The organism is Mesorhizobium sp. f-mel (assembly GCF_053850215.1).
Genome location: NZ_JBSPTO010000001.1, coordinates 863,370 through 883,838 on the forward strand (window position 1 = coordinate 863,370; position 20,469 = coordinate 883,838).

The following is a 20,469-nucleotide window of genomic DNA, read 5'->3' on the forward strand; positions in this document are numbered from 1 at the left end:
TGAAAATTGCGCCTGATGCATCGATGCAAGGTCTGGATTGGCACGAGAGAACGCTTACAGTCCATGAATATCGCGCTTACGCACCTTCAGCGGCTCGAGGCTGAATCCATCCATATCTTTCGCGAGGTAGCGGCGGCCTTCGCCAAGCCGGTCATGCTCTATTCCGTCGGCAAGGATTCCTCGGTGCTGATGCATCTTGCGATGAAGGCGTTTTATCCGGCCAAGCCGCCCTTTCCCTTTCTCCACGTCGACACGACCTGGAAATTCCGTGAGATGATCGCCTTTCGCGATCAGATGGCGCAAAAGCTCGGTTTCGATCTCCTGGTCCACGTTAACGAGGATGGTGTGCGCGACAACATCAATCCCTTCGACCATGGCTCGAATACGCACACCCATGTGATGAAGACCGTTGCGCTGCGGCAGGCGCTCGACAAGTACGGCTTCGATGCAGCCTTTGGCGGTGCCCGTCGCGACGAGGAGAAATCGCGTGCCAAGGAGCGGATCTTCTCCTTCCGCAACGCCCAGCACGTCTGGGACCCAAAGAACCAGCGGCCGGAGATGTGGAAGATATTCAACACCCGCATCGCGACTGGTGAATCGATCCGGGTGTTTCCGTTGTCGAACTGGACCGAACTCGATATCTGGCAGTATATTCTCCAGGAAGACATCCCGATCGTGCCGCTCTATTTCGCCAAGGAGCGACCGGTCGTCGAACGCGACGGCATGCTCATTCTGAAGGATGACGACCGTATGGAACTGCGTCCCGGCGAGACGGTTGAGAACCGGCTGGTGCGGTTCCGCACGCTCGGCTGCTATCCGCTGACCGGCGCGATCGAATCCGACGCCGATACGCTGGAGGCCATTGTCGGCGAAATGCTGACGGCGCGCACCTCCGAACGACAGGGCCGCCTGATCGACCGTGATGAAGCCGGTTCGATGGAAAAGAAGAAGCGCGAGGGGTACTTCTGAGCATGCGCCACATCATGGCCAAGAGTCTCGCCTCCACCGACGGCATTCGTGACTATCTTGCGGTGCAGGAACGAAAGTCGCTGCTGCGCTTCCTGACCTGCGGTTCGGTGGACGACGGCAAGTCGACGCTGATCGGGCGCCTGCTTTCGGACACCAAGCAGATTTTCGAGGACCAGCTTGCCGCGCTTGAGCGTGATTCGCGCAAGCACGGGACGACGGGCGACGACGTCGATTTCGCGCTGCTGGTCGATGGCCTCGAGGCCGAACGCGAGCAGGGCATCACCATCGATGTCGCCTATCGCTTTTTCGCCACGCCAAAACGCAAATTCATCGTTGCCGACACGCCCGGCCACGAACAATACACGCGCAACATGGCAACGGGCGCGTCGACCGCTGATCTGGCCATCGTGCTGATCGACGCTCGCCAGGGTGTGCTGCGTCAGACAAGGCGCCACTCGATCATCGCTTCGCTGCTCGGCATCCGGCACATCGTGCTCGCCGTCAACAAGATCGATCTCGTCGGCTTCGACAAGGCCGTGTTCGAACGCATCATCGAAGACTACCGGCAATTTTCGCACAAGCTCGGCTTCGAGACGATCGTGCCCATCCCGATGTCTGCCCGTTATGGCGATAACGTTACGGGCCGTTCCGATAGGACAAACTGGTATTCCGGCCCGACGCTGATCGAACATCTCGAAACCGTCTCGGTTGACGAGGCCGCGGTCGAGTTGCCTTTCCGGTTTCCCGTCCAATATGTAAACCGTCCCAATCTCGATTTTCGCGGTTTTGCCGGCACGATTGCGTCCGGTTCCGTCTCAACAGGCGACGAGGTCGTTGTCGCCAAATCCGGCAAGTCCGCTCATGTAAGGCGCATCGTCTCGCATGGCGGCGACCTGAGCCAAGCGGTCGCCGGCCAGGCCGTCACTCTTGTTCTCGACGACGAGGTCGAGGTCTCGCGCGGCAATATGCTGGTTTCGCCGGCGGCGCGGCCGCAGGTCGCCGACCAGTTCGCCGCCAACATCGTCTGGTTCGATGAGCATGCGCTGCTGCCGGGCCGCTCCTACATCCTCCGGACCGAGACCGATCAGACCAGTGCCACCGTCACCGACCTGAAGTACCGCGTCAACGTCAACGACTTTGCCCATGAGGCGGCCAAGTCGCTCGAAATGAACGAAGTCGGCATTTGCAACATCTCGACGCGGGCGCCGATCGCCTTCGATACTTTCGCCGAGAACCGCACGACCGGCGCCTTCATCCTGATCGACCGCATCACCAACGCTACGGTCGGCGCCGGCATGATCCTGCATTCGCTGCGCCGCGCCGAAAACATCCACTGGCAATCGCTCGATGTTGGCAAGCACGGACGCGCCGATATGAAGAACCAGCGGCCAGCGGTGTTCTGGTTTACCGGGCTCTCGGGCTCAGGCAAGTCGACCATCGCCAACCTCTTTGAGAAGAAGCTGTTCGCCACCGGCCGCCATACCTACATCCTGGATGGCGATAATGTCCGGCACGGCCTCAATCGCGATCTTGGCTTCACCGACGCCGACCGCGTCGAAAACATTCGCCGCGTTGCGGAAGTGGCGCGTCTGATGGCCGATGCCGGGCTGATCGTCATTGTTTCCTTCATTTCGCCATTCAGCGCCGAGCGGCGCATGGCCAGGGAATTGATGGCCAACGGTGAGTTCGTCGAGGTGTTTGTCGACACACCCTTTGAGGAATGCGCCAGACGCGATCCGAAGGGCCTCTATGCGCGGGCGCTGAATGGCGAAATCAAGAATTTCACCGGCGTCGATTCACCGTATGAAGCCCCGGAAAACCCCGAAATCCATCTCAAGACACTCGGCAAGTCTGCCGAGGAGATGGTAGAGGCCCTGGAACTCTGGCTGAACGAGCGCGACATTGCTGAAAACCAATATGATAGCGGCGGCGGCATCTGACGAAGCGATGCTCGGCGTGTTCGAGCGCATCGCCTTAGCGGCGGGGCGAGAGGTGATGCGCGTCTTCGATGCCGGCTGCGCGGTCGACCAGAAATCAGACAGCTCGCCGGTGACCGAGGCCGATCGCGAGAGCGAAAAGATCATTCTCGCTGGGCTGCGCGCGGCTTTCCCCGATATCCCTTGTGTGGCTGAGGAAGAGGCATCGACCGGCATCGTGCCGCCCGACCTCGACGACGCCTTCTTTCTGGTGGATCCGCTCGACGGCACCAAGGAATTCGTCAACCGCAGGACCGACTTCACCGTCAACATCGCGCTCGTTCGCCACGGCGTGCCGGATATCGGTGTGGTCTTTGCGCCATGCACGGGACGCTTCTTTTCCGGCCGGCCGGGCAGGGCGGAAGCAATCGAAGTCAATGGCGACTACCAGATCATCGGCCGTCGGCCGATTTCGGCCAGAACGGGTGTGGCGCCACTGACCGTCGTCGCCAGCCGGTCCCACAATACGCCGGAGACCGAAGCCTATATTCGCACCGTGGGTGCTGCCGAGATCGTGTCGGTCGGCTCGTCGCTGAAATTCTGTCTTGTCGCCGGTGCCGAGGCCGACGTCTATCCGCGCTTCGGCCGCACCATGGAATGGGACACCGCGGCCGGCGATGCGGTGCTGCGCGCGGCAGGCGGTATAACGCGCACACTCGATGGTCAGCCACTGGCCTACGGCAAGCGCAACCAGAGCGATGACGAGGACTTCGCCAATCCGCATTTCATCGCTAGCGGCAAGCCTGCGGAGCCCAGACCCGTCTAACGACCGTCTACGCGGCGGCGATTTGCGCCGAATTCGAGCCGATATAGTTGCGGATCGTCTCGATGATCCGGTCCTGGTCGGCCTCGCCCAGATAGGGGTGCATGGGCAGGCAGAGGATGCGCCTCGGCAGCTCCTCCGAAACGGTTAGACCCGTCGGCGTGCGCGGATAGTCGCGGTAGGCGATCTGGCTGTGCAAGGGCTTCACGTAATAGATGACCGACGGGATGCCCTTGTCCCCGAGATGCGCCTTCAGCCCGTCGCGCTTCGGCGTCTCGATGGCATATTGCGCCCAGGCCGAACGGCCACCTTCCAGGTTGCGCGCCGTCTTGACGATGTCGCCGAGGCCTTCGGCATACCGATTGGCGACCGCTTGCCTGGCAACCATCTCGTCTTCGAGAATGGCCAGCTTCTCGATCAGGATCGCCGCCTGCAGCGTATCGAGCCGCGAATTGATTCCGACGCGGACATTGTCATATTGGGTTTCGCCCTTGCCGTGGAAGGCGAACGAGCGAAGTTGCTCGGCCAGCGCATCGTTATTGGTGAACATCGCGCCGCCGTCGCCATAGCAGCCGAGCGGTTTTGCCGGGTAGAAGCTGGTCGAGCCGACCGCGCCGAACGAACCGCACATTTTGCCGTCGATCGAGCCGCCGATCGCCTGCGCGGCATCTTCGATCACCATCAGCCCTTCGCGGTTGGCGATCGCCATGATCGCCTCGTAGTCAGCAGCGAGCCCGAACAGGTCGACGGGAATGATCGCCCTTGGCTTCAGCCGGCCTTCCGCCTTGATCATGGCGATGGCCGCCTCGAGACTGGCGATGTCGATGTTGTAGGTCTGGGGATCGACATCGACGAAAACCGGCTCAGCCTTGGCCAGCGCCACCACTTCCGCCGTGGCGGCGAAGGTGAAGCTCGGCACGAACACCGCGTCACCTGGGCCGATGCCGGCCGCGAACAGCGGCAGCAGCAGTGCGTCAGTGCCGTTGGCGCAGGCTACCACATGCTTGGTGCCGATATAGGCGGCAAGCTTGTTCTCGAATTCGGTGACTTGGGGGCCGAGAATATAGCGCGCCTCGTCGACGACGCGGTCGATCGCTACTTTCAGCCTGTCGCGGATTCGTTCGCGCTGCGCGCCTAGATCGATGAACTGCATGTCGGCCTCAAACGGTACTAGCCAGATAACGGGCCGCTGGTATCAGACTTGGCGCGGCCGAGAAAGCCGCATGGGCAAAACCGCGAATTGCTCAAGTGTCGCAGCCTGTTACCCGCGATTGCCGGTGTGTCTTTGTAAGACGCCGGAAATCCGGGCTTCGTCGGGCAGGTCCAACCCTTTGCATCGCATCCTATCCGGTGAGGCGAAACATAAAGTGATCGATCGGCGCAATGCCTTCCAAAGGATCCGATCCGGTCAGGCGATTTCATGCCGCCAGGGCGGATTGGCACCGGCCCGCGACACGGTTACCGCCGCAGCCTTGGCGCCAAGCGCCAGCGCCTTGTGGATGGCGTCTTCCGCCAGATTGGCGATCGCCTCCTTCGACAGCAGGCCTTGCTCGTGCAGCGAGGCCAGGATGCCGGCGTTGAACGTGTCGCCGGCGCCGACAGTATCGACCACCTCGACCTTGTCAGGCACGACCGTGACCTTGTGATCCCTGGTGTAGCCGACGGCGCCTTCGCTGCCATGGGTCACGACGATCAGCGTCGGGCCGCGATCCAGCCAGTTGCGGACGACGTCCTCGTGCGAGCCGGCTTCGCCGAACCAGTTGAGGTCCTCGTCCGACAGCTTCACGATGTCGGCCATCGCCATCATCGAGCGGATGCGCCTGAGATGCTTGGCCTTGTCCGGTATGAAATTCGGCCGAATGTTGGGGTCGAGCATCATGGCCCGGTGGCTGTGCTCGCGCCGCATGAATTCCTCGTAGGCTGATCCGGCCGGCTCCGAGATCAGGCTGATGGCGCCGAACAGCATGGCTTCGATCTCGCTGCCGAGTTTCGGCAGATCGTCGATGGTCAGCATGCGTCCGGCTGTGTTTTCATCGTAGAACGTGTAGGTCGCCTGGCCGTTGTCCAGCCGCACGAAAGCAAGCGTGGTCGGCCGGGGCGATGTGTGCGCATAGGTGGAACTGACCTTGCTTGCCCCGAGCGCGTCCCTGAACTGGCCGCCGAACAGATCCGACGACAGGCCGGAAAAGAAACCGGCGGGTGCTCCCAGCCGGCCGAGCGCAATGGCGGTATTGAACACCGCGCCGCCGACATAGGGGGCAAAGGCCGGCTCGCCCTCCGTCGTGGTGCGTGGCAGCATGTCGATCAGGGCTTCGCCGCAACAGAGGATCATGGTTTCCTGGTCTCCGGCGGATAGATCACACCCTTGCGGATAATGATGTTGGCGTAGAGCCGCGGCTCGCTTGTCGCGACGATCGCGTGCGCGGACCTAACCCGTTGATAGAAGTCGGCGCCGGCAAGCGCAACCACCTTGCGGCCCGGAGCACGCTTGGCGCAGATCGCCTCCATCTCGTGATGAACGGGATCGGCAAGCAGGGGATTACCTTTGACCGACGCGCGAAACAGCGCCTCCGGCACTGCGTCATCGACAGGCAACACGCTGAGGACGGCGTCGAGCATCGGAACAAGATGATGACCGTCGGCGCGGATGAGCCGGTGTGCCTGCTCTTTCGCCGGGTAGTTTCCGTCTACAAGGGCGATCTCATCGCCATGACCCATGGCACGCAGCGTCGCCAGAAGCTCCGGACCGAGCAGCACCGGGATTCCGATCAGCACGCTCAGGCACTCCTGGAAATCATGGTCGAGCCGATAAGGAAGCGCTCGGAAAGCGGCAGGCTGGCGCCGCCCAGGGCACGTGCATGAATGCCGACAGTCCCCTCGCGAATGGCCGGAAGCTTCAGGCCTTCACCATCGATCTTGCCGATAGCTTCGACAACGGCATCGACGAGCCGGCGCCGCACCGCCTTCGGCATCCATCCGTCGATCACCGCTGCCTCGAAATCGATAACCGATGACGCCGCCACAATGGCATAGGCGAGCGCCTGCGAAGCGCAGGCGATCCAGTCGTCGAGCTCGACGCCGATCTCGCCCCAATCCTCCGGTGACGTCCACAGGTGCGAGGCCTCGATACCGCGTGCGTTAAGCGCCTTTTCCAGCATGGCAATCGAGGCCACGTCGATCAATTGGGCCGGCTTGCCGTCCGGTCCGGGCACCGGCATCGAACCCAGCGCGCCGGCATTGCCGGTCGGCCCGCCGAAAAGGTGACCGTTCAGCACGATACCGCCGCCGGCGAAGGCACCAATATAGAAATAGACGAAGTCGCGCGCCGCACCCGCCCGGCCGAACACCAGTTCGGCGCCGCAAGCCGAGGTGGCGTCATTCTGCAGGTAGACCGGGAATTCGCACTGCGCCTGGATGTCGGCGCGGATGTCGCGGTGGCGCCATTCGTCCATGACGTCGCGCGGCGCACCTGCCGTATCGGCCCAGTTCCACAATTCGAACGGCATGGCGATGCCAAGTCCGGCAATGCGCTTGTCCTGCGCCGAGGTGAGATCGCCGCGCATCGTCTTCATGCCGGAGGTGACGAATTCGACCGTCTCGCGCGGTGCCGGATAGCGGTAGGAATGCTGCAGCATCGAGCGCACGTTGCCGAGAAAATCGATCAGCACGAGTTCGGCGCTGCGACGGCCGATCTTCAAGCCGATGAAATAGGCACCATCGGGATTGAGCGCCATCGGAATGGAAGGTTGGCCGATCTTGCCGCGCAACGGCGCCTGACGGACAAGGAGGTTGTCATCCTCGAGCTCACGCATGATGACCGAAACCGTCTGGGCGGAAAGTCCGGTCATGCGCGCAATGTCGGACTTGGCCAGGCTGCCGTGCTGACGCACCAGCGACAGCACCAGCCGCTCATTGTGGTCCCGCATGCCGCTCTGGTTGGTGCCGCGGTGAATGCGGCTTTCGGCTGCCTCGGGCGAACCGTGCCTTGTAGTGCCGGTCTCCACCCCTGTTCCTCCCGTCGTTTCCCTCAACGCTTTTGGGCCAGAATGGGTGAACGACGCAGCGCTGTCAATAATAAATAAGAGTGATTTAATTATTGACAGAGACCTCGGTCTGGTATTCTGTTGGGGCAGGCGTCCACGCTGGGAGAAGTCGCTGGATGCTTTGTGCAGGTGCCGGTTGGCCGGCATCCGAAATGGTTCCACTGGGAGGAAAATCGTGACCAAGACAGCACTATTGAAGTCCACCGTGTTCGCCGCGGCCGGACTGGGTCTGATGGCGTTCACCTCGGCTGCGTCCGCCGCCGATGTCGGCGCCTGCCTGATCACCAAGACCGACACCAACCCGTTCTTCGTCAAGATGAAGGAAGGTGCGACCGCGAAAGCCAAAGAACTCGGCGTCGATCTTAAGGCTTACGCCGGCAAGATCGACGGCGACAGCGAGAGCCAGGTGGCGGCGATCGAAAGCTGTATCGCCGACGGCGCCAAGGGCATCCTGATCACCGCGTCGGACACCAAGGGCATTGTCCCGGCGGTGAAGAAGGCGCGTGACGCCGGTCTGCTCGTGATCGCGCTCGACACGCCGCTTGATCCGCTCGACGCTGCCGACGCGACCTTTGCGACGGACAATCTGGAGGCCGGCAAGCTGATCGGCGCGTGGGCCGCCGCGACGCTCGGCGACAAGGCGAAGGATGCCAAGATCGGCTTCCTCGACCTGACGCCCTCGCAGCCGACGGTCGACGTCTTGCGCGATCAAGGCTTCATGATGGGCTACGGCATCGACGTGAAAGATCCCAACAAGATCGGCGACGAGGACGATCCGCGTATCGTCGGCCACGACGTCACCAACGGCAACGAAGAAGGCGGCCGCAAGGCGATGGAGAACCTTCTCCAGAAGGACCCCGGCATCAACGTCATCCACACCATCAACGAGCCGGCAGCCGTCGGCGCCTACCAGGCGCTCAAGGCCGTGGGTCTCGAAGGCAACGTGCTGATCGTGTCGGTTGATGGCGGCTGCCCCGGCGTGAAGTCGGTCGCCGAGGGCGTGATCGGTGCGACCTCACAGCAATATCCGCTGCAGATGGCGGCACTCGGCATCGAAGCGATTGCCGCTTTCGCCAAGGACGGGACGAAGCCCAAGCCGACCGAAGGCAAGGATTTCTTCGACACCGGCGTCAACCTCGTGACCGACAAGCCCGCTGAGGGCGTGAAGTCCATCGACACCAAGGAAGGCCTCGCCAAGTGCTGGGGCTGATCCCGGTCTGACAGGCAACAGAACCGATCGGCCGGGGACTTGATCCCCGGCCGCTTCGGGTGGACGATGCGCTATCGCGAGCGCGAATAATTCCGGCGGCAGATCGGAAACAGTGGACGGGCGTCGGCGCGTGGCTGAAGCCGCATGGGAGGAAACATGGCTCAGGTTCAGGAATTCGAAAAGGCTCTCTCGAACAGCGAGACAAGCGTCGCTGCTTTTGACGAGCACGGCACGTCGATTGTCAAGCGCATCCAGCACTTCCTGCATTCCACTCCGGCTGCGGTTCCGCTGATCGTGCTGGTTCTGTCGATCGCTGTCTTCGGCGTCACGATCGGAGGACGGTTTTTTTCGTCCTACACGCTGACGCTGATCCTGCAGCAGATCGCCATCGTTGGTATTCTAGGAGCCGCGCAGACGCTGGTCATCCTTACAGCCGGCATCGACCTGTCAATCGGCGTGATCATGGTGATTTCGGCCGTGATCATGGGCAATTGCGCGGTCACCTATGGTCTGCCGACCTTGCTTGCCGTGGTGATCGGGCTTGCCGCCGGCTCGGCCTGCGGGCTGCTCAATGGCCTGCTCGTCGCCTACATGAAGCTGCCGCCCTTCATCGTCACGCTCGGCACCTGGAACATCGTCATGGCCACGAACTTCATCTATTCGGCCAATGAGACGATCCGCGATGCCGACGTCGACGTCCAGGCGCCGCTGCTGCATCTGTTCGGCCTGAACTTCAAGGTCGGCACGGCGGTGCTGACGTTCGGCGTGATTGCCATGGTCGTGCTGGTGCTGATCCTATGGTACGTGCTCAATCACACGGCATGGGGGCGCCATGTCTACGCCGTCGGCGACGATCCGGAGGCGGCCAAGCTGTCGGGCATCCAGACCAAGAAGGTGCTGATCTCGGTCTACACCCTTGCGGGGCTGATCGCCGCTTTCGCTGCCTGGGTCTCCATCGGCCGCAACGGCTCGATCTCGCCGTCCGCCGCCGTCACCGACTATAATTTGCAGGCGATCACCGCGACGGTGATCGGCGGCATTTCCCTCTTCGGCGGGCGCGGCTCTATTCTGGGCACGCTGTTCGGCGCGATGATCGTCGGCGTCGTTTCGATGGGCCTCAACATGCTGGGCGCCGATCCGCAATGGAAAGTGCTGCTCACCGGTGTGCTGATCATCGGCGCCGTGGCGATCGACCAGTGGATCAGAAAGGTTTCGGTGTAACCATGACCCAGGAGCCCATCCTCACCGCGCGCGGCCTCGTCAAGCGCTACGGCCGCGTTACCGCACTGAACAGCTGCGACTTCGATCTCTATCCGGGAGAAATCCTGGCCGTGATCGGCGACAATGGTGCAGGCAAGTCGACGCTGATCAAGGCGATCTCGGGCGCCGTTGTCCCGGACGAGGGGATCATCGAGTTGGACGGCAAGCAGGTGCTCTTCAAGTCGCCCATCGAGGCCCGCGAAGCCGGCATCGAAACCGTCTACCAGAACCTGGCGCTGTCGCCGGCGCTGTCGATCGCCGACAATATGTTCCTCGGTCGCGAGATCCGCAAACCGGGTTTTCTGGGCGACTGGCTGCGCATGCTCGACCGCCCGGCAATGGAAAAGCGCGCCCGCGACAAGCTCACCGAACTTGGCCTGATGACCATCCAGAACATCAGCCAGGCCGTGGAAACGCTCTCGGGCGGCCAACGCCAGGGCGTGGCGGTGGCGCGCGCCGCCGCCTTCGGCTCGAAGATGGTCATCATGGACGAGCCGACGGCGGCGTTAGGCGTCAAGGAGAGCCGCCGCGTGCTCGAACTGATCCTCGACGTGAAGAAGCGCGGCCTGCCGATCGTGCTGATCTCCCACAACATGCCGCATGTCTTCGAGGTGGCCGATCGCATTCACATCCATCGGCTGGGCCGTCGCCTCTGTGTCATCGATCCCAAGCAATATACGATGTCCGACGCCGTCGCCTTCATGACCGGAGCGAAGCTTCCGCCGGAGGCGGCGCTGGCGGCCTGATGCATGTCGCCCAAAAGCATGCCCTCGGGCGCGAACCGAGCGCAGCGGTTTTGGGACAACGACATGCACATAAGTAAGAACTTAAGGCGCGTCGCAGAGGCCCCCAAACGCGACGCGCCTTAAGTTGCTAGGTTGCCGCAGGTAAGCTTCCCCGCGGCAATCTAACTCGATTGAACGCACAACAATATGCGCTAGCATAGGCTGGGAGGAATGGTGAAAGCCGGTATGATCATGGCAACCGCACGAGAGGCAGCATGACGCGCGCGATGACATCCAAAGCTCCCATTCTCGAAAACTCCGATCCCAAGGCGCTTGCCGATGAAGTCTTGAAGGCCCTCAAATACAGGCTCGGCAAGGGTACCAGCGTCGCGACGCAATACGACTGGCTCACCGCCTCGATCAAGGTCGTGCGCGACCATATCGTCGATCATTGGATGCAGGCGACGCAAGAGGCCTACGCCCATCAGGAAAAGCGCGTCTATTACTTGTCACTGGAATTCCTCATCGGCCGCCTGATGCGCGACGCCTTCTCCAATCTTGGCCTGATGGATAATATGCGCGAAGCGCTGCGGTCTCTCGGCGTCGACCTCGACCTCATCGCGGCCCTCGAGCCAGATGCAGCGCTTGGCAATGGCGGTCTTGGCCGGCTCGCCGCCTGCTTCATGGAAAGCATGGCAACCGTCGACATTCCCGCGCATGGCTATGGCATTCGCTACGCCAATGGCATGTTTCGGCAGGAAATCCATGGCGGCTGGCAGGTTGAGCTGCCCGAGACCTGGCTCGATCACGGCAACCCTTGGGAGTTCGAGCGGCGCGAACGTTCTTTCGAGGTCGGTTTCGGCGGCTCGGTCGAATCGATCACATCGAAGGACGGCAGGCTTGAGCGCCACGTCTGGAAGCCGATCGAACATGTTCTGGCGGTTGCCTACGATACGCCGGTGGTTGGCTGGCGGGCCAACCGCGTCAACACGCTGCGGCTCTGGTCCGGCATGCCGATCGATCCGATCCTGCTCGACAAGTTCAACGCCGGCGACCACATCGGTGCGCTCGCCGAAAGCAACAAGGCCGATGCCTTGTCGCGCGTCCTTTACCCTGCTGATTCCCACAAGGCCGGTCAGGAGCTGCGGCTTAGGCAAGAGTATTTCTTTTCCACCGCATCGTTGCAGGACATTATCCAGCGTCATCTCAGCCAGTATGGCGACCTGCAGTCGCTGCCCGACAAGGCGGCGATCCATCTGAACGACACCCATCCGGCCATCGCGGTGGCCGAGCTGATGCGCCTGTTGATGGACGTCCACGGTATGGATTTCGATCAGGCCTGGAGTATCACCAAGCGCACTTTCGGCTACACCAACCACACGCTGCTTCCCGAAGCGCTCGAAAGCTGGCCGGTGCCGCTGTTCGAGCGGCTGTTGCCGCGCCATATGCAGATCGTCTACGCCATCAACGCCGAAGTGCTGCTGGAGGCGCGCGCCTCCGACCAGTTTTCTGACGAGCAGATCAGCCAAATCTCGCTGATACAGGAAAATGGCGAGCGCCGGGTGCGCATGGGCAATCTGGCCTTTGTCGGCTCGCACTCGATCAACGGGGTCTCTGCCCTTCACACCGAGCTGATGAAGGAAACGGTGTTTGCCGAGCTCCATAGGCTCTACCCCGACCGCATCAACAGCAAGACCAACGGCATCACGCCGCGGCGCTGGCTGATCCAGTGCAATCCCGGTCTCACCGCGCTCACCCGCGAGGCGATCGGCGACCGCTTCCTCGACGATATAGACGCAATCAAGGAGCTCGATGGTTTTGCCGACGACGCCGCCTTCCGCGACAAGTTCGCGGCAGTCAAGCGGGCGAACAAGGCCAAGCTTGCCAATCTCGTCGCCGACCGCCTCGGCATCAAGGTCGATCCCTCGGCGCTGTTCGACATCCAGATCAAGCGCATCCACGAATACAAGCGCCAGCTCCTGAATATCCTCGAAACAGTCGCCCTCTACGACCAGATCCGCTCCCATCCGGAGCGCAACTGGATGCCACGCGTCAAGTTCTTTGGCGGCAAGGCAGCGCCCAGCTATCACAACGCCAAGCTGATCATCAAACTCGCCAACGACGTCGCCAAGGTCATCAACCGCGACCCGGCCGTTCGCGGCTTGCTCAAAGTGGTGTTCGTGCCGAACTACAATGTCAGCCTGGCCGAGATCATGATGCCGGCCGCCGACCTTTCAGAGCAGATATCGACCGCCGGCATGGAAGCCTCCGGCACCGGCAACATGAAGTTCGCGCTGAACGGTGCGCTGACCATCGGCACGCTTGACGGCGCCAATGTCGAGATCAAGGAATGCGTCGGCGACGACAACATCTTTATTTTCGGCCTGACCACCGAAGAGGTCGCCGAGCGGCGCAGCAACGGCTACGATCCGCGATCGGTGATCGGAGCCTCTCCCGAACTGGCGCAGGCCGTGGCTGCCGTTTCGTCGGGCGTCTTTTCGCCTGACGATCCGGAACGTTATCGCGACCTGATGAACGGCCTCTATCAGAGCGACTGGTTCATGGTCGCCGCCGATTTCGATGCCTACGCCGCCACCCAGCGCGATGTCGACGCCGTCTGGCGCAACAGCCCGGATTGGTACGCCAAGGCAATCCGCAATGTTGCCCGCGTCGGCTGGTTCTCGTCCGACCGTACGATCCGCCAATATGCGAAAGAAATCTGGAACGTGCCGGTCTGATATGATTGCATGAGACCACGAACAACGTGGTCCGGGTGCCGGGGAGGGTCACTGCCTGATGAGGAAGCCACGCGCGACCGCTGCGACAAGCGGGCCGGATGGACTGGCTTCAGCCGGTGATGTCGCGGCAATTGTCGCCGGCACGCATAGTGATCCTTTCGCTGTCCTCGGTGTGCACGAGGTTGACAACAGCTTTGTCGCCCGCTGCTTCGTCCCTCATGCCGAGTTCGTCACTGCCTATACGCTGACCGGCAAGAAAGCCGGCGAACTCTCCAGGCGCGACGAAGGCGGCTTCTTCGAGGGCAGCCTGTCGCTCAGAAAGCGTCAGCCGCTGCGCTATCACGCGCGCAATGCCGGTGGTGACTGGTGGCTGACCGATCCCTATTCGTTCGGTCCGGTGCTCGGTCCGCTGGACGACTATTACATCGCCGAAGGTTCGCACCTCAGGCTGTTCGACAAGCTTGGTGCGCATCTCATCGATCACGAGGGTGCATCCGGCGTGCATTTCGCCGTCTGGGCGCCCAATGCAAGGCGCGTCTCGGTGGTCGGCGATTTCAATGAATGGGATGGCCGCCGGCATACGATGCGCGTCCGCCGCGACACCGGCATCTGGGAGTTGTTCATTCCCGACATCGGCGCCGGCCGGCCCTACAAATACGAGATCATCGGGCCCGATGGCGTGAGGCTGCCGCTGAAGGCCGATCCGTTCGCTTTCAAGTCCGAACTGCGCCCGGCCACCGCTTCGGTGACGGCGCTTCCGCCGGCGCATCAATGGGGTGACGAGGCGCACCGCAATTTCTGGCGCAACGCCGATCCCAGGCGCGAGGCGGTGTCGATCTATGAGGTCCATGCCGGCTCCTGGCAGCTTCACGACGACGGCAGCTTCCTGTCATGGGACGAACTGGCCGGCCGGCTGATCCCCTACGTCGTAGACACGGGTTTCACCCACATCGAATTCATGCCGATCTCCGAACATCCCTATGATCCGTCCTGGGGTTACCAGACGACCGGCCTCTACGCGCCGTCGGCCCGCTTCGGCGATCCGGACGGTTTTGCCCGGTTCGTCGACGGCGCCCACCGCGCCGGCCTCGGCGTCATCCTCGACTGGGTGCCGGCACATTTTCCGGTGGACGCGCATGGCCTGGCCAATTTCGACGGCACCGCGCTCTATGAGCATGCCGACCCGCGTAAGGGCTTCCATCCCGACTGGAACACCGCGATCTACAATTTCGGCCGGCGCGAGGTCGTCTCGTTCCTCGTCAACAATGCGCTGTTTTGGGCCGAGAAGTACCACGTCGATGGTTTGCGGGTCGATGCCGTCGCCTCGATGCTCTACCTCGACTATTCGCGCAAGGCCGGCGAATGGATTCCCAACGAAAAGGGTGGGCGCGAGAACCTTGAGGCGGTCAGCTTCCTCCAGAGGATGAACAAGGAGGTCTACGGCCATCATCCTGGCGTGATGACGATTGCCGAGGAATCGACCTCATGGCCAAGAGTTTCGCAGCCGGTGCATGAGGGCGGGCTGGGTTTTGGCTTCAAGTGGAACATGGGATTCATGCACGACACGCTGGAGTATTTCTCCAAGGAGCCAATTTTTCGCAAGCATCATCACAGCGACATCACCTTCGGCCTGGTCTACGCCTTCAGCGAGAATTTCGTGCTGCCGCTCTCCCATGACGAGGTCGTGCACGGCAAGGGGACGCTGCTCGGCAAGATGGCCGGCGACGACTGGCAGAAATTCGCAACGCTGCGCGCATACTACGCCTTCATGTGGGGCTACCCCGGCAAAAAGCTGTTGTTCATGGGGCAGGAATTCGCCCAGCGCCGCGAGTGGAGCGAGGCGCGCGCGCTCGACTGGAACCTGCTCGATTTCCAGGCCCATCGCGGCGTCTGGCAGACGGTGCGCGATCTCAACTATCTCTACCGCTCACGCCCGGCGTTGCATGCTCGCGATTGCGAGCCGGAAGGCTTTTCCTGGCTGATCGTCGACGATAGCGCGAACTCTGTCTTTGCCTGGCTGCGCAGCGCGCCGGGCGGAAACCCGGTTGCCGTTATCTCCAATTTTACACCGGTGCCCCGTGACGATTATCGCGTGCCGCTGCCGACGGCTGGAAGATGGCGCGAGATCATCAACACGGACGCCACCGACTATGGCGGTTCCGGCAAGGGCAATGGCGGTGCCGTCGAGGCTCGGGCGGAAGGAGGAGGCATCTCGGCGACGATCCTGTTGCCGCCACTGTCGACGATCATGCTCGAATTTGCTCCGGACTAAGCGATGTCTCGCGTAACTTGGGAGGATAAAAATGGCAGAGATAAAACGGACCCAGCCGCTGGCGCGCGATGCCATGGCCTATGTTCTGGCCGGCGGCCGTGGCAGCCGCCTCAAGGAATTGACCGACCGGCGCGCCAAGCCCGCAGTCTATTTCGGCGGCAAGACGCGCATCATCGATTTTGCGCTCTCCAATGCGCTCAATTCCGGTATTCGCCGCCTCGGCGTCGCCACTCAGTACAAGGCACACTCGCTGATCCGCCACCTGCAGCGCGGCTGGAACTTCCTGCGGCCCGAGCGCAACGAGAGCTTCGACATCCTGCCGGCCAGCCAGCGCGTGTCGGAAACGCAATGGTATGAGGGCACGGCCGATGCCGTCTACCAGAACATCGACATCATCGAGGCCTACGGGCCCGAATACATGGTCATCCTGGCCGGCGACCACGTCTACAAGATGGACTACGAGCTGATGCTTCGCCAGCATGTCGACGCCGGCGCCGACGTCACCGTCGGCTGCCTCGAAGTGCCGCGCATGGAGGCGACCGGCTTCGGCGTCATGCATGTCGATGCCAAGGACACCATCATCTCCTTCATCGAGAAACCCGCCGATCCGCCCGGCATTCCCGACAAACCGAATTTTGCCCTGGCCTCGATGGGCATCTACGTGTTCAAGACCAAATTCCTGATGGAGCAACTGCGCCGCGACGCGGCCGAGCCGGGCTCAAGCCGCGACTTCGGCAAGGACATCATCCCCTATGTCGTCGAGCACGGGAAGGCGATCGCCCATCGCTTCGCCAAATCCTGCGTGCGCTCGACGGCCGAGAACGAAGCCTACTGGCGCGATGTTGGGACGGTCGACGCCTATTGGGAAGCCAATATCGACCTCACCGACATCACGCCGGAGCTCGACCTCTACGACCGCGACTGGCCGATCTGGACCTATGCGGAGCTGAAGCCGCCGGCAAAGTTCGTGCATGACGAGGATGGCCGCCGCGGCTCGGCTGTGTCGTCGCTCGTCTCAGGTGATTGCATCGTCTCTGGTGCTTCGCTGAAGCGAAGCCTGATCTTCACCGGCGCGCGCATCAACTCCTATTCGACGCTCGAGGAAGTCGTCATGCTGCCAGACTGCCAGGTCGGCCGGAACGCAAGATTGAAGCGCGTGGTGATCGACCATGGCGTGAGGATACCGGGGGGGCTGGTGGTCGGCGAGGATCCCGTTCTCGACGCCAAGCGCTTCCGCGTTTCCGAAAAGGGCATCTGCCTCGTCACGCAGGCGATGATCGACAAACTGGGATTGCAATGAATGCAGGTACTGTCGGTCACGCCCGAAATATTCCCTCTGATCAAGACTGGCGGGCTTGCCGACGTGACCGGCGCGTTGCCCGTCGCGCTCGCCGGCAAGGGCGTGACGATGCGCACGCTTGTTCCCGGCTATCCTCAGGTGATGGACACCTTCAAGAAGAAAAAACCCGTTCACCAATATCCGCTGCTGCAGGGCGGCAAGGCGTCGGTCCATGCCGTCCAGATTGCCGGGCTCGACCTGTTCGTGCTCGACGCGCCGCATCTGTTCGATCGCCCCGGCGGTCCCTATGGCAATGCCACCGGCGCCGACTGGCCGGACAATTGGCGGCGTTTCGCGGCCTTGAGCCAGGTTGGCGGCGACATCGCCGGCGGCGCCATCTCGGGCTACCAGCCGGACATCGTCCATGCCCATGACTGGCAATCGGCGATGACGCTGGCCTATATGCGCTACGGCAAGGCGGTCGGCACGCCGTCGATGATCACCGTCCATAACCTCGCTTTCCAGGGTCAGTTCGGCGCCGGCATTTTTGGCGAGCTTGGCTTGCCGGCGGCGGCCATGGCGCTCGACGGCGTCGAATATTATGGCGGCGTTGGGTTTCTCAAGGCCGGCCTGCAGGCCGCCTGGGCAATCACCACAGTCAGCCCGACCTATGCGCAGGAGATCCGCTCGCCGCAATTCGGCATGGGGCTCGATGGGCTCGTCAACATGCGATCCGTCGATCTCTATGGCATCGTCAATGGCATCGATACCGAGATATGGAATCCTGAAACCGACAAGCATCTGGTCTCCAACTACACGGCCAAGACATTGAAGGCGCGGCATCCCAACCGGACCGCGGTCGAAGATCGTTTCAACCTCGACCGCGACGACAGTCCGATCGTCTGCGTCATCAGCCGGCTCACCTGGCAGAAGGGCATGGACATACTGGCGACGGTGATCGACGGGATCATTGCGAGGGGCGCACGCTTGGCGATCCTGGGGTCCGGCGACGCCGGCCTCGAAGGCGCGCTGTTGGCCGCCGTCGCCCGCCATCGCGGTCGCATCGGCGTCGTTGTCGGTTACGACGAGGGGCTGTCCCACACCATGCAGGGCGGCTGTGACGCCATCGTCATCCCGTCGCGTTTCGAGCCTTGCGGGCTGACGCAGCTTTACGGCCTGCGCTATGGCTGCGTGCCGGTCGTCGCCCGCACCGGCGGCCTTGCCGACACGGTCATCGACGCCAATGAAGCGGCCGTTTCGGCAGGTGTGGCGACCGGCTTCCAGTTCGCGCCCGCCGATGCTGGCGCCTTGCTGCACGCCATCCGCCGGTTGGTGGAAGCGCATGCCAACCCCACGATCTGGGCGTCGATGCAGCGGCAAGGCATGAAGGCCGATGTGTCGTGGGATAAAAGCGCAGAAAAATACCTCCAACTCTATCGCTTGCTGCTTTCAAAAAGGGCTGTCTGACGCATGATACGCACCGTCGCCACCAAACCCTACTCCGACCAGAAGCCCGGCACTTCCGGGCTGCGCAAGAAAGTACCGGTGTTCCAGCAGGAGCACTATGCCGAGAACTTCATCCAGTCGATCTTCGATGCGTTGGACGGGTTCGAGGGCAAGACCCTGGTGATCGGCGGCGACGGCCGCTTCTTCAACCGCGAAGTTATCCAGAAGGCCATCGCCATGGCGGCGGCAAACGGCTTCGGCAAGGTGATGGTCGGACAGGGAGGCATCCTGTCGACGCCGGCCGCTTCCAACATCATTCGCAAATACAAGACCTTCGGCGGCATCATACTGTCGGCCAGCCACAATCCGGGCGGCCCGCACGAGGATTTCGGCATCAAATACAATGCCGGCAATGGCGGGCCGGCGCCGGAAAAGGTGACCGACGCGATCTTCGCCAAAACCAAGGTAATCTCCAGTTTCAAAATCGCCGACATCGGCACGGTCGATCTCGACGCGATCGGCACGGTCGAGGCGGGCGGCATGACGATCGAGGTGATCGACCCTGTCGCCGACTATGCCGAGCTGATGGAAGGCCTGTTCGATTTTGATGCCTTGCGCGCACTGTTCAAATCGGGTTTCCGCATGCGTTTCGACGCCATGCATGCCGTGACCGGCCCCTACGCCAAGGATATCCTGGAGAACCGGCTCGGCGCACCGAAGGGGACCGCCCGCAACTTCATTCCCCTGCCGGATTTCGGCGGCCACCATCCCGATCCCAACCTGGTCCATGCCAAACACCTCTATGACGAGATGATGGGACCGGATGCGCCGGATTTCGGCGCTGCTTCCGACGGCGACGGCGATCGTAACCTGATCATCGGCAAGGGCATTTTCGTCACTCCGTCGGATTCGGTGGCCATGCTCGCCGCCAACGCCCATCTGGCGCCGGGCTACAAGGCCGGCCTGAAAGGCATCGCGCGCTCGATGCCGACCAGCGGCGCGGCCGATCGCGTCGCCGAAAAGTTCGGCATCGGCATCTATGAAACGCCGACCGGCTGGAAATTCTTCGGCAACCTGCTCGATGCCGACATGGCAACGATCTGCGGCGAGGAAAGTGCGGGAACCGGCTCCAACCATGTCCGCGAAAAGGACGGGCTGTGGGCCGTACTTTTGTGGCTCAATATCCTTGCTGCCCGCGGCGAAAGCGCCAAGCAGATCGTCACTGAGCACTGGGCCGCCTATGGCCGCAATTACTACTCGCGCCACGACTATGAGGAGGTCGAGACCGACCGCGCCAACGCGCTGGTCGACGAGTTGCGGGCGAAACTCGCATCACTGCCCGGCACCAGCGTGCGTGGCATGAAGATCGCCAGCGCCGATGATTTCGCCTACCACGACCCGGTCGACGGCTCGATAGCCAAGAACCAGGGCATCAGGGTGCTGTTCGAAGGCGGATCGCGCGTCGTCTTCCGTCTTTCCGGCACCGGCACCTCGGGCGCGACGCTGCGCGTCTATATCGAGCGCTACGAGCCGGACAAGTCCAGGCATGATCTCGACACGCAGGAGGCGCTTGCCGATTTGATTGCGGCAGCCGATGATATTGCCGGGATTCGCAGCCATACCGGCCGCGCCAAGCCGAGCGTGATTACGTGAAGCTGGCGCGGCGCGCCTTTCCTTCTCCCCTTGTGAGGCCTTTGCAGAGAAGGCGTATGGACGTCGGGTTGGGGGCATCGGCCTCCTTTGGGGGCCGGCGAAGCGCTGCTTGGCCGTTCGGCAAGACATTTGCCA

Annotated in this window: 15 protein-coding genes; 11 read left to right on the forward strand and 4 right to left on the reverse strand. The window is 62.2% G+C overall.

Going from position 1 to position 20,469, the window contains the following annotated elements; genetic code table 11:
• Window positions 1-63: 63 nt before the first annotated feature.
• Genes cysD through cysQ form a run of 3 tightly spaced genes read left to right on the forward strand, consistent with a single transcriptional unit; the run spans window position 64 to window position 3,711 of the window.
• Window positions 64-969: a sulfate adenylyltransferase subunit CysD gene (gene cysD, locus ACWUKX_RS03990; RefSeq protein ID WP_095492359.1), complete on the forward strand. Its 906-nt coding sequence runs from the start codon at window positions 64-66 to the stop codon at window positions 967-969.
• Between the two features lie 2 nt (window positions 970-971).
• Window positions 972-2,909 carry a sulfate adenylyltransferase subunit CysN gene (gene cysN / locus ACWUKX_RS03995; protein WP_456004014.1) on the forward strand — a complete coding sequence of 646 codons (1,938 nt, stop codon included), beginning with the start codon at window positions 972-974 and terminating at the stop codon, window positions 2,907-2,909.
• A gap of 7 nt (window positions 2,910-2,916) precedes the next feature.
• Window positions 2,917-3,711 carry a 3'(2'),5'-bisphosphate nucleotidase CysQ gene (gene cysQ, locus ACWUKX_RS04000; RefSeq protein ID WP_065006319.1) on the forward strand — a complete coding sequence of 265 codons (795 nt, stop codon included), beginning with the start codon at window positions 2,917-2,919 and terminating at the stop codon, window positions 3,709-3,711.
• Between the two features lie 7 nt (window positions 3,712-3,718).
• Here the strand turns inward: cysQ and ACWUKX_RS04005 are convergent, their stop codons facing one another.
• From ACWUKX_RS04005 to ACWUKX_RS04020, 4 genes are all read right to left on the reverse strand, one after another.
• Window positions 3,719-4,861 (reverse strand): DegT/DnrJ/EryC1/StrS family aminotransferase, encoded by a 1,143-nt coding sequence (locus ACWUKX_RS04005; protein WP_456004016.1) that lies wholly within the window; start codon window positions 4,859-4,861, stop codon window positions 3,719-3,721.
• 255 nt (window positions 4,862-5,116) lie between these two features.
• Window positions 5,117-6,040, reverse strand: a complete 924-nt coding sequence (locus tag ACWUKX_RS04010; RefSeq protein WP_455841059.1) for a carbohydrate kinase family protein — start codon at window positions 6,038-6,040, stop codon at window positions 5,117-5,119.
• Window positions 6,037-6,483: an RbsD/FucU family protein gene (locus ACWUKX_RS04015; protein ID WP_029355783.1), complete on the reverse strand. Its 447-nt coding sequence runs from the start codon at window positions 6,481-6,483 to the stop codon at window positions 6,037-6,039. Before ACWUKX_RS04015 ends, ACWUKX_RS04010 begins: the two co-directional genes overlap by 4 nt.
• 2 nt (window positions 6,484-6,485) lie before the next feature.
• Window positions 6,486-7,712 carry an ROK family transcriptional regulator gene (locus ACWUKX_RS04020; RefSeq protein WP_095518361.1) on the reverse strand — a complete coding sequence of 409 codons (1,227 nt, stop codon included), beginning with the start codon at window positions 7,710-7,712 and terminating at the stop codon, window positions 6,486-6,488.
• 271 nt (window positions 7,713-7,983) lie between these two features.
• Between ACWUKX_RS04020 and ACWUKX_RS04025 the strand changes: the two genes are divergently transcribed.
• The 8 genes from ACWUKX_RS04025 (at window position 7,984) to ACWUKX_RS04060 (ending at window position 20,334) form a co-directional block, all read left to right on the forward strand.
• Window positions 7,984-8,961 carry a sugar ABC transporter substrate-binding protein gene (locus tag ACWUKX_RS04025; RefSeq protein ID WP_240992868.1) on the forward strand — a complete coding sequence of 326 codons (978 nt, stop codon included), beginning with the start codon at window positions 7,984-7,986 and terminating at the stop codon, window positions 8,959-8,961.
• A gap of 156 nt (window positions 8,962-9,117) precedes the next feature.
• The gene (locus tag ACWUKX_RS04030; RefSeq protein WP_456004018.1) at window positions 9,118-10,182 is read left to right on the forward strand and encodes an ABC transporter permease; all 1,065 of its coding nucleotides are present in this window, start codon (window positions 9,118-9,120) and stop codon (window positions 10,180-10,182) included.
• Window positions 10,183-10,184: 2 nt separating this feature from the next.
• A complete protein-coding gene (locus ACWUKX_RS04035; protein ID WP_023802796.1) occupies window positions 10,185-10,967 on the forward strand; it encodes an ATP-binding cassette domain-containing protein in 783 nt (260 codons plus the stop codon).
• A gap of 254 nt (window positions 10,968-11,221) precedes the next feature.
• Window positions 11,222-13,684, forward strand: a complete 2,463-nt coding sequence (locus ACWUKX_RS04040) for a glycogen/starch/alpha-glucan phosphorylase (protein WP_456004020.1) — start codon at window positions 11,222-11,224, stop codon at window positions 13,682-13,684.
• Between the two features lie 58 nt (window positions 13,685-13,742).
• A complete protein-coding gene (gene glgB / locus ACWUKX_RS04045; RefSeq protein ID WP_029355798.1) occupies window positions 13,743-15,956 on the forward strand; it encodes a 1,4-alpha-glucan branching protein GlgB in 2,214 nt (737 codons plus the stop codon).
• Window positions 15,957-15,987: 31 nt separating this feature from the next.
• Window positions 15,988-17,256, forward strand: coding sequence for a glucose-1-phosphate adenylyltransferase (glgC, locus tag ACWUKX_RS04050; protein WP_456004022.1), 1,269 nt, complete (start codon window positions 15,988-15,990; stop codon window positions 17,254-17,256).
• Window positions 17,257-18,702 (forward strand): glycogen synthase GlgA, encoded by a 1,446-nt coding sequence (gene glgA / locus ACWUKX_RS04055; protein ID WP_456004024.1) that lies wholly within the window; start codon window positions 17,257-17,259, stop codon window positions 18,700-18,702.
• Window positions 18,703-18,705: 3 nt separating this feature from the next.
• Window positions 18,706-20,334 carry an alpha-D-glucose phosphate-specific phosphoglucomutase gene (locus tag ACWUKX_RS04060; RefSeq protein ID WP_456004026.1) on the forward strand — a complete coding sequence of 543 codons (1,629 nt, stop codon included), beginning with the start codon at window positions 18,706-18,708 and terminating at the stop codon, window positions 20,332-20,334.
• Window positions 20,335-20,469: the final 135 nt, after the last annotated feature.

Bases quoted from the DNA above. Each gene is read 5' to 3' on its own strand.
- glgA (WP_456004024.1), top strand. From the start codon at position 17,257: ATGCAGGTACTGTCGGTCACGCCCGAAATATTCCCTCTGATCAAGACT.
- ACWUKX_RS04040 (WP_456004020.1), top strand. From the start codon at position 11,222: ATGACGCGCGCGATGACATCCAAAGCTCCCATTCTCGAAAACTCCGAT.
- glgC (WP_456004022.1), top strand. From the start codon at position 15,988: ATGGCAGAGATAAAACGGACCCAGCCGCTGGCGCGCGATGCCATGGCC.
- cysD (WP_095492359.1), top strand. From the start codon at position 64: ATGAATATCGCGCTTACGCACCTTCAGCGGCTCGAGGCTGAATCCATC.
- ACWUKX_RS04035 (WP_023802796.1), top strand. From the start codon at position 10,185: ATGACCCAGGAGCCCATCCTCACCGCGCGCGGCCTCGTCAAGCGCTAC.
- cysN (WP_456004014.1), top strand. From the start codon at position 972: ATGCGCCACATCATGGCCAAGAGTCTCGCCTCCACCGACGGCATTCGT.
- ACWUKX_RS04010 (WP_455841059.1), bottom strand. From the start codon at position 6,040: ATGATCCTCTGTTGCGGCGAAGCCCTGATCGACATGCTGCCACGCACC.
- ACWUKX_RS04030 (WP_456004018.1), top strand. From the start codon at position 9,118: ATGGCTCAGGTTCAGGAATTCGAAAAGGCTCTCTCGAACAGCGAGACA.
- ACWUKX_RS04005 (WP_456004016.1), bottom strand. From the start codon at position 4,861: ATGCAGTTCATCGATCTAGGCGCGCAGCGCGAACGAATCCGCGACAGG.
- ACWUKX_RS04060 (WP_456004026.1), top strand. From the start codon at position 18,706: ATGATACGCACCGTCGCCACCAAACCCTACTCCGACCAGAAGCCCGGC.
- cysQ (WP_065006319.1), top strand. From the start codon at position 2,917: ATGCTCGGCGTGTTCGAGCGCATCGCCTTAGCGGCGGGGCGAGAGGTG.
- glgB (WP_029355798.1), top strand. From the start codon at position 13,743: ATGAGGAAGCCACGCGCGACCGCTGCGACAAGCGGGCCGGATGGACTG.
- ACWUKX_RS04025 (WP_240992868.1), top strand. From the start codon at position 7,984: ATGGCGTTCACCTCGGCTGCGTCCGCCGCCGATGTCGGCGCCTGCCTG.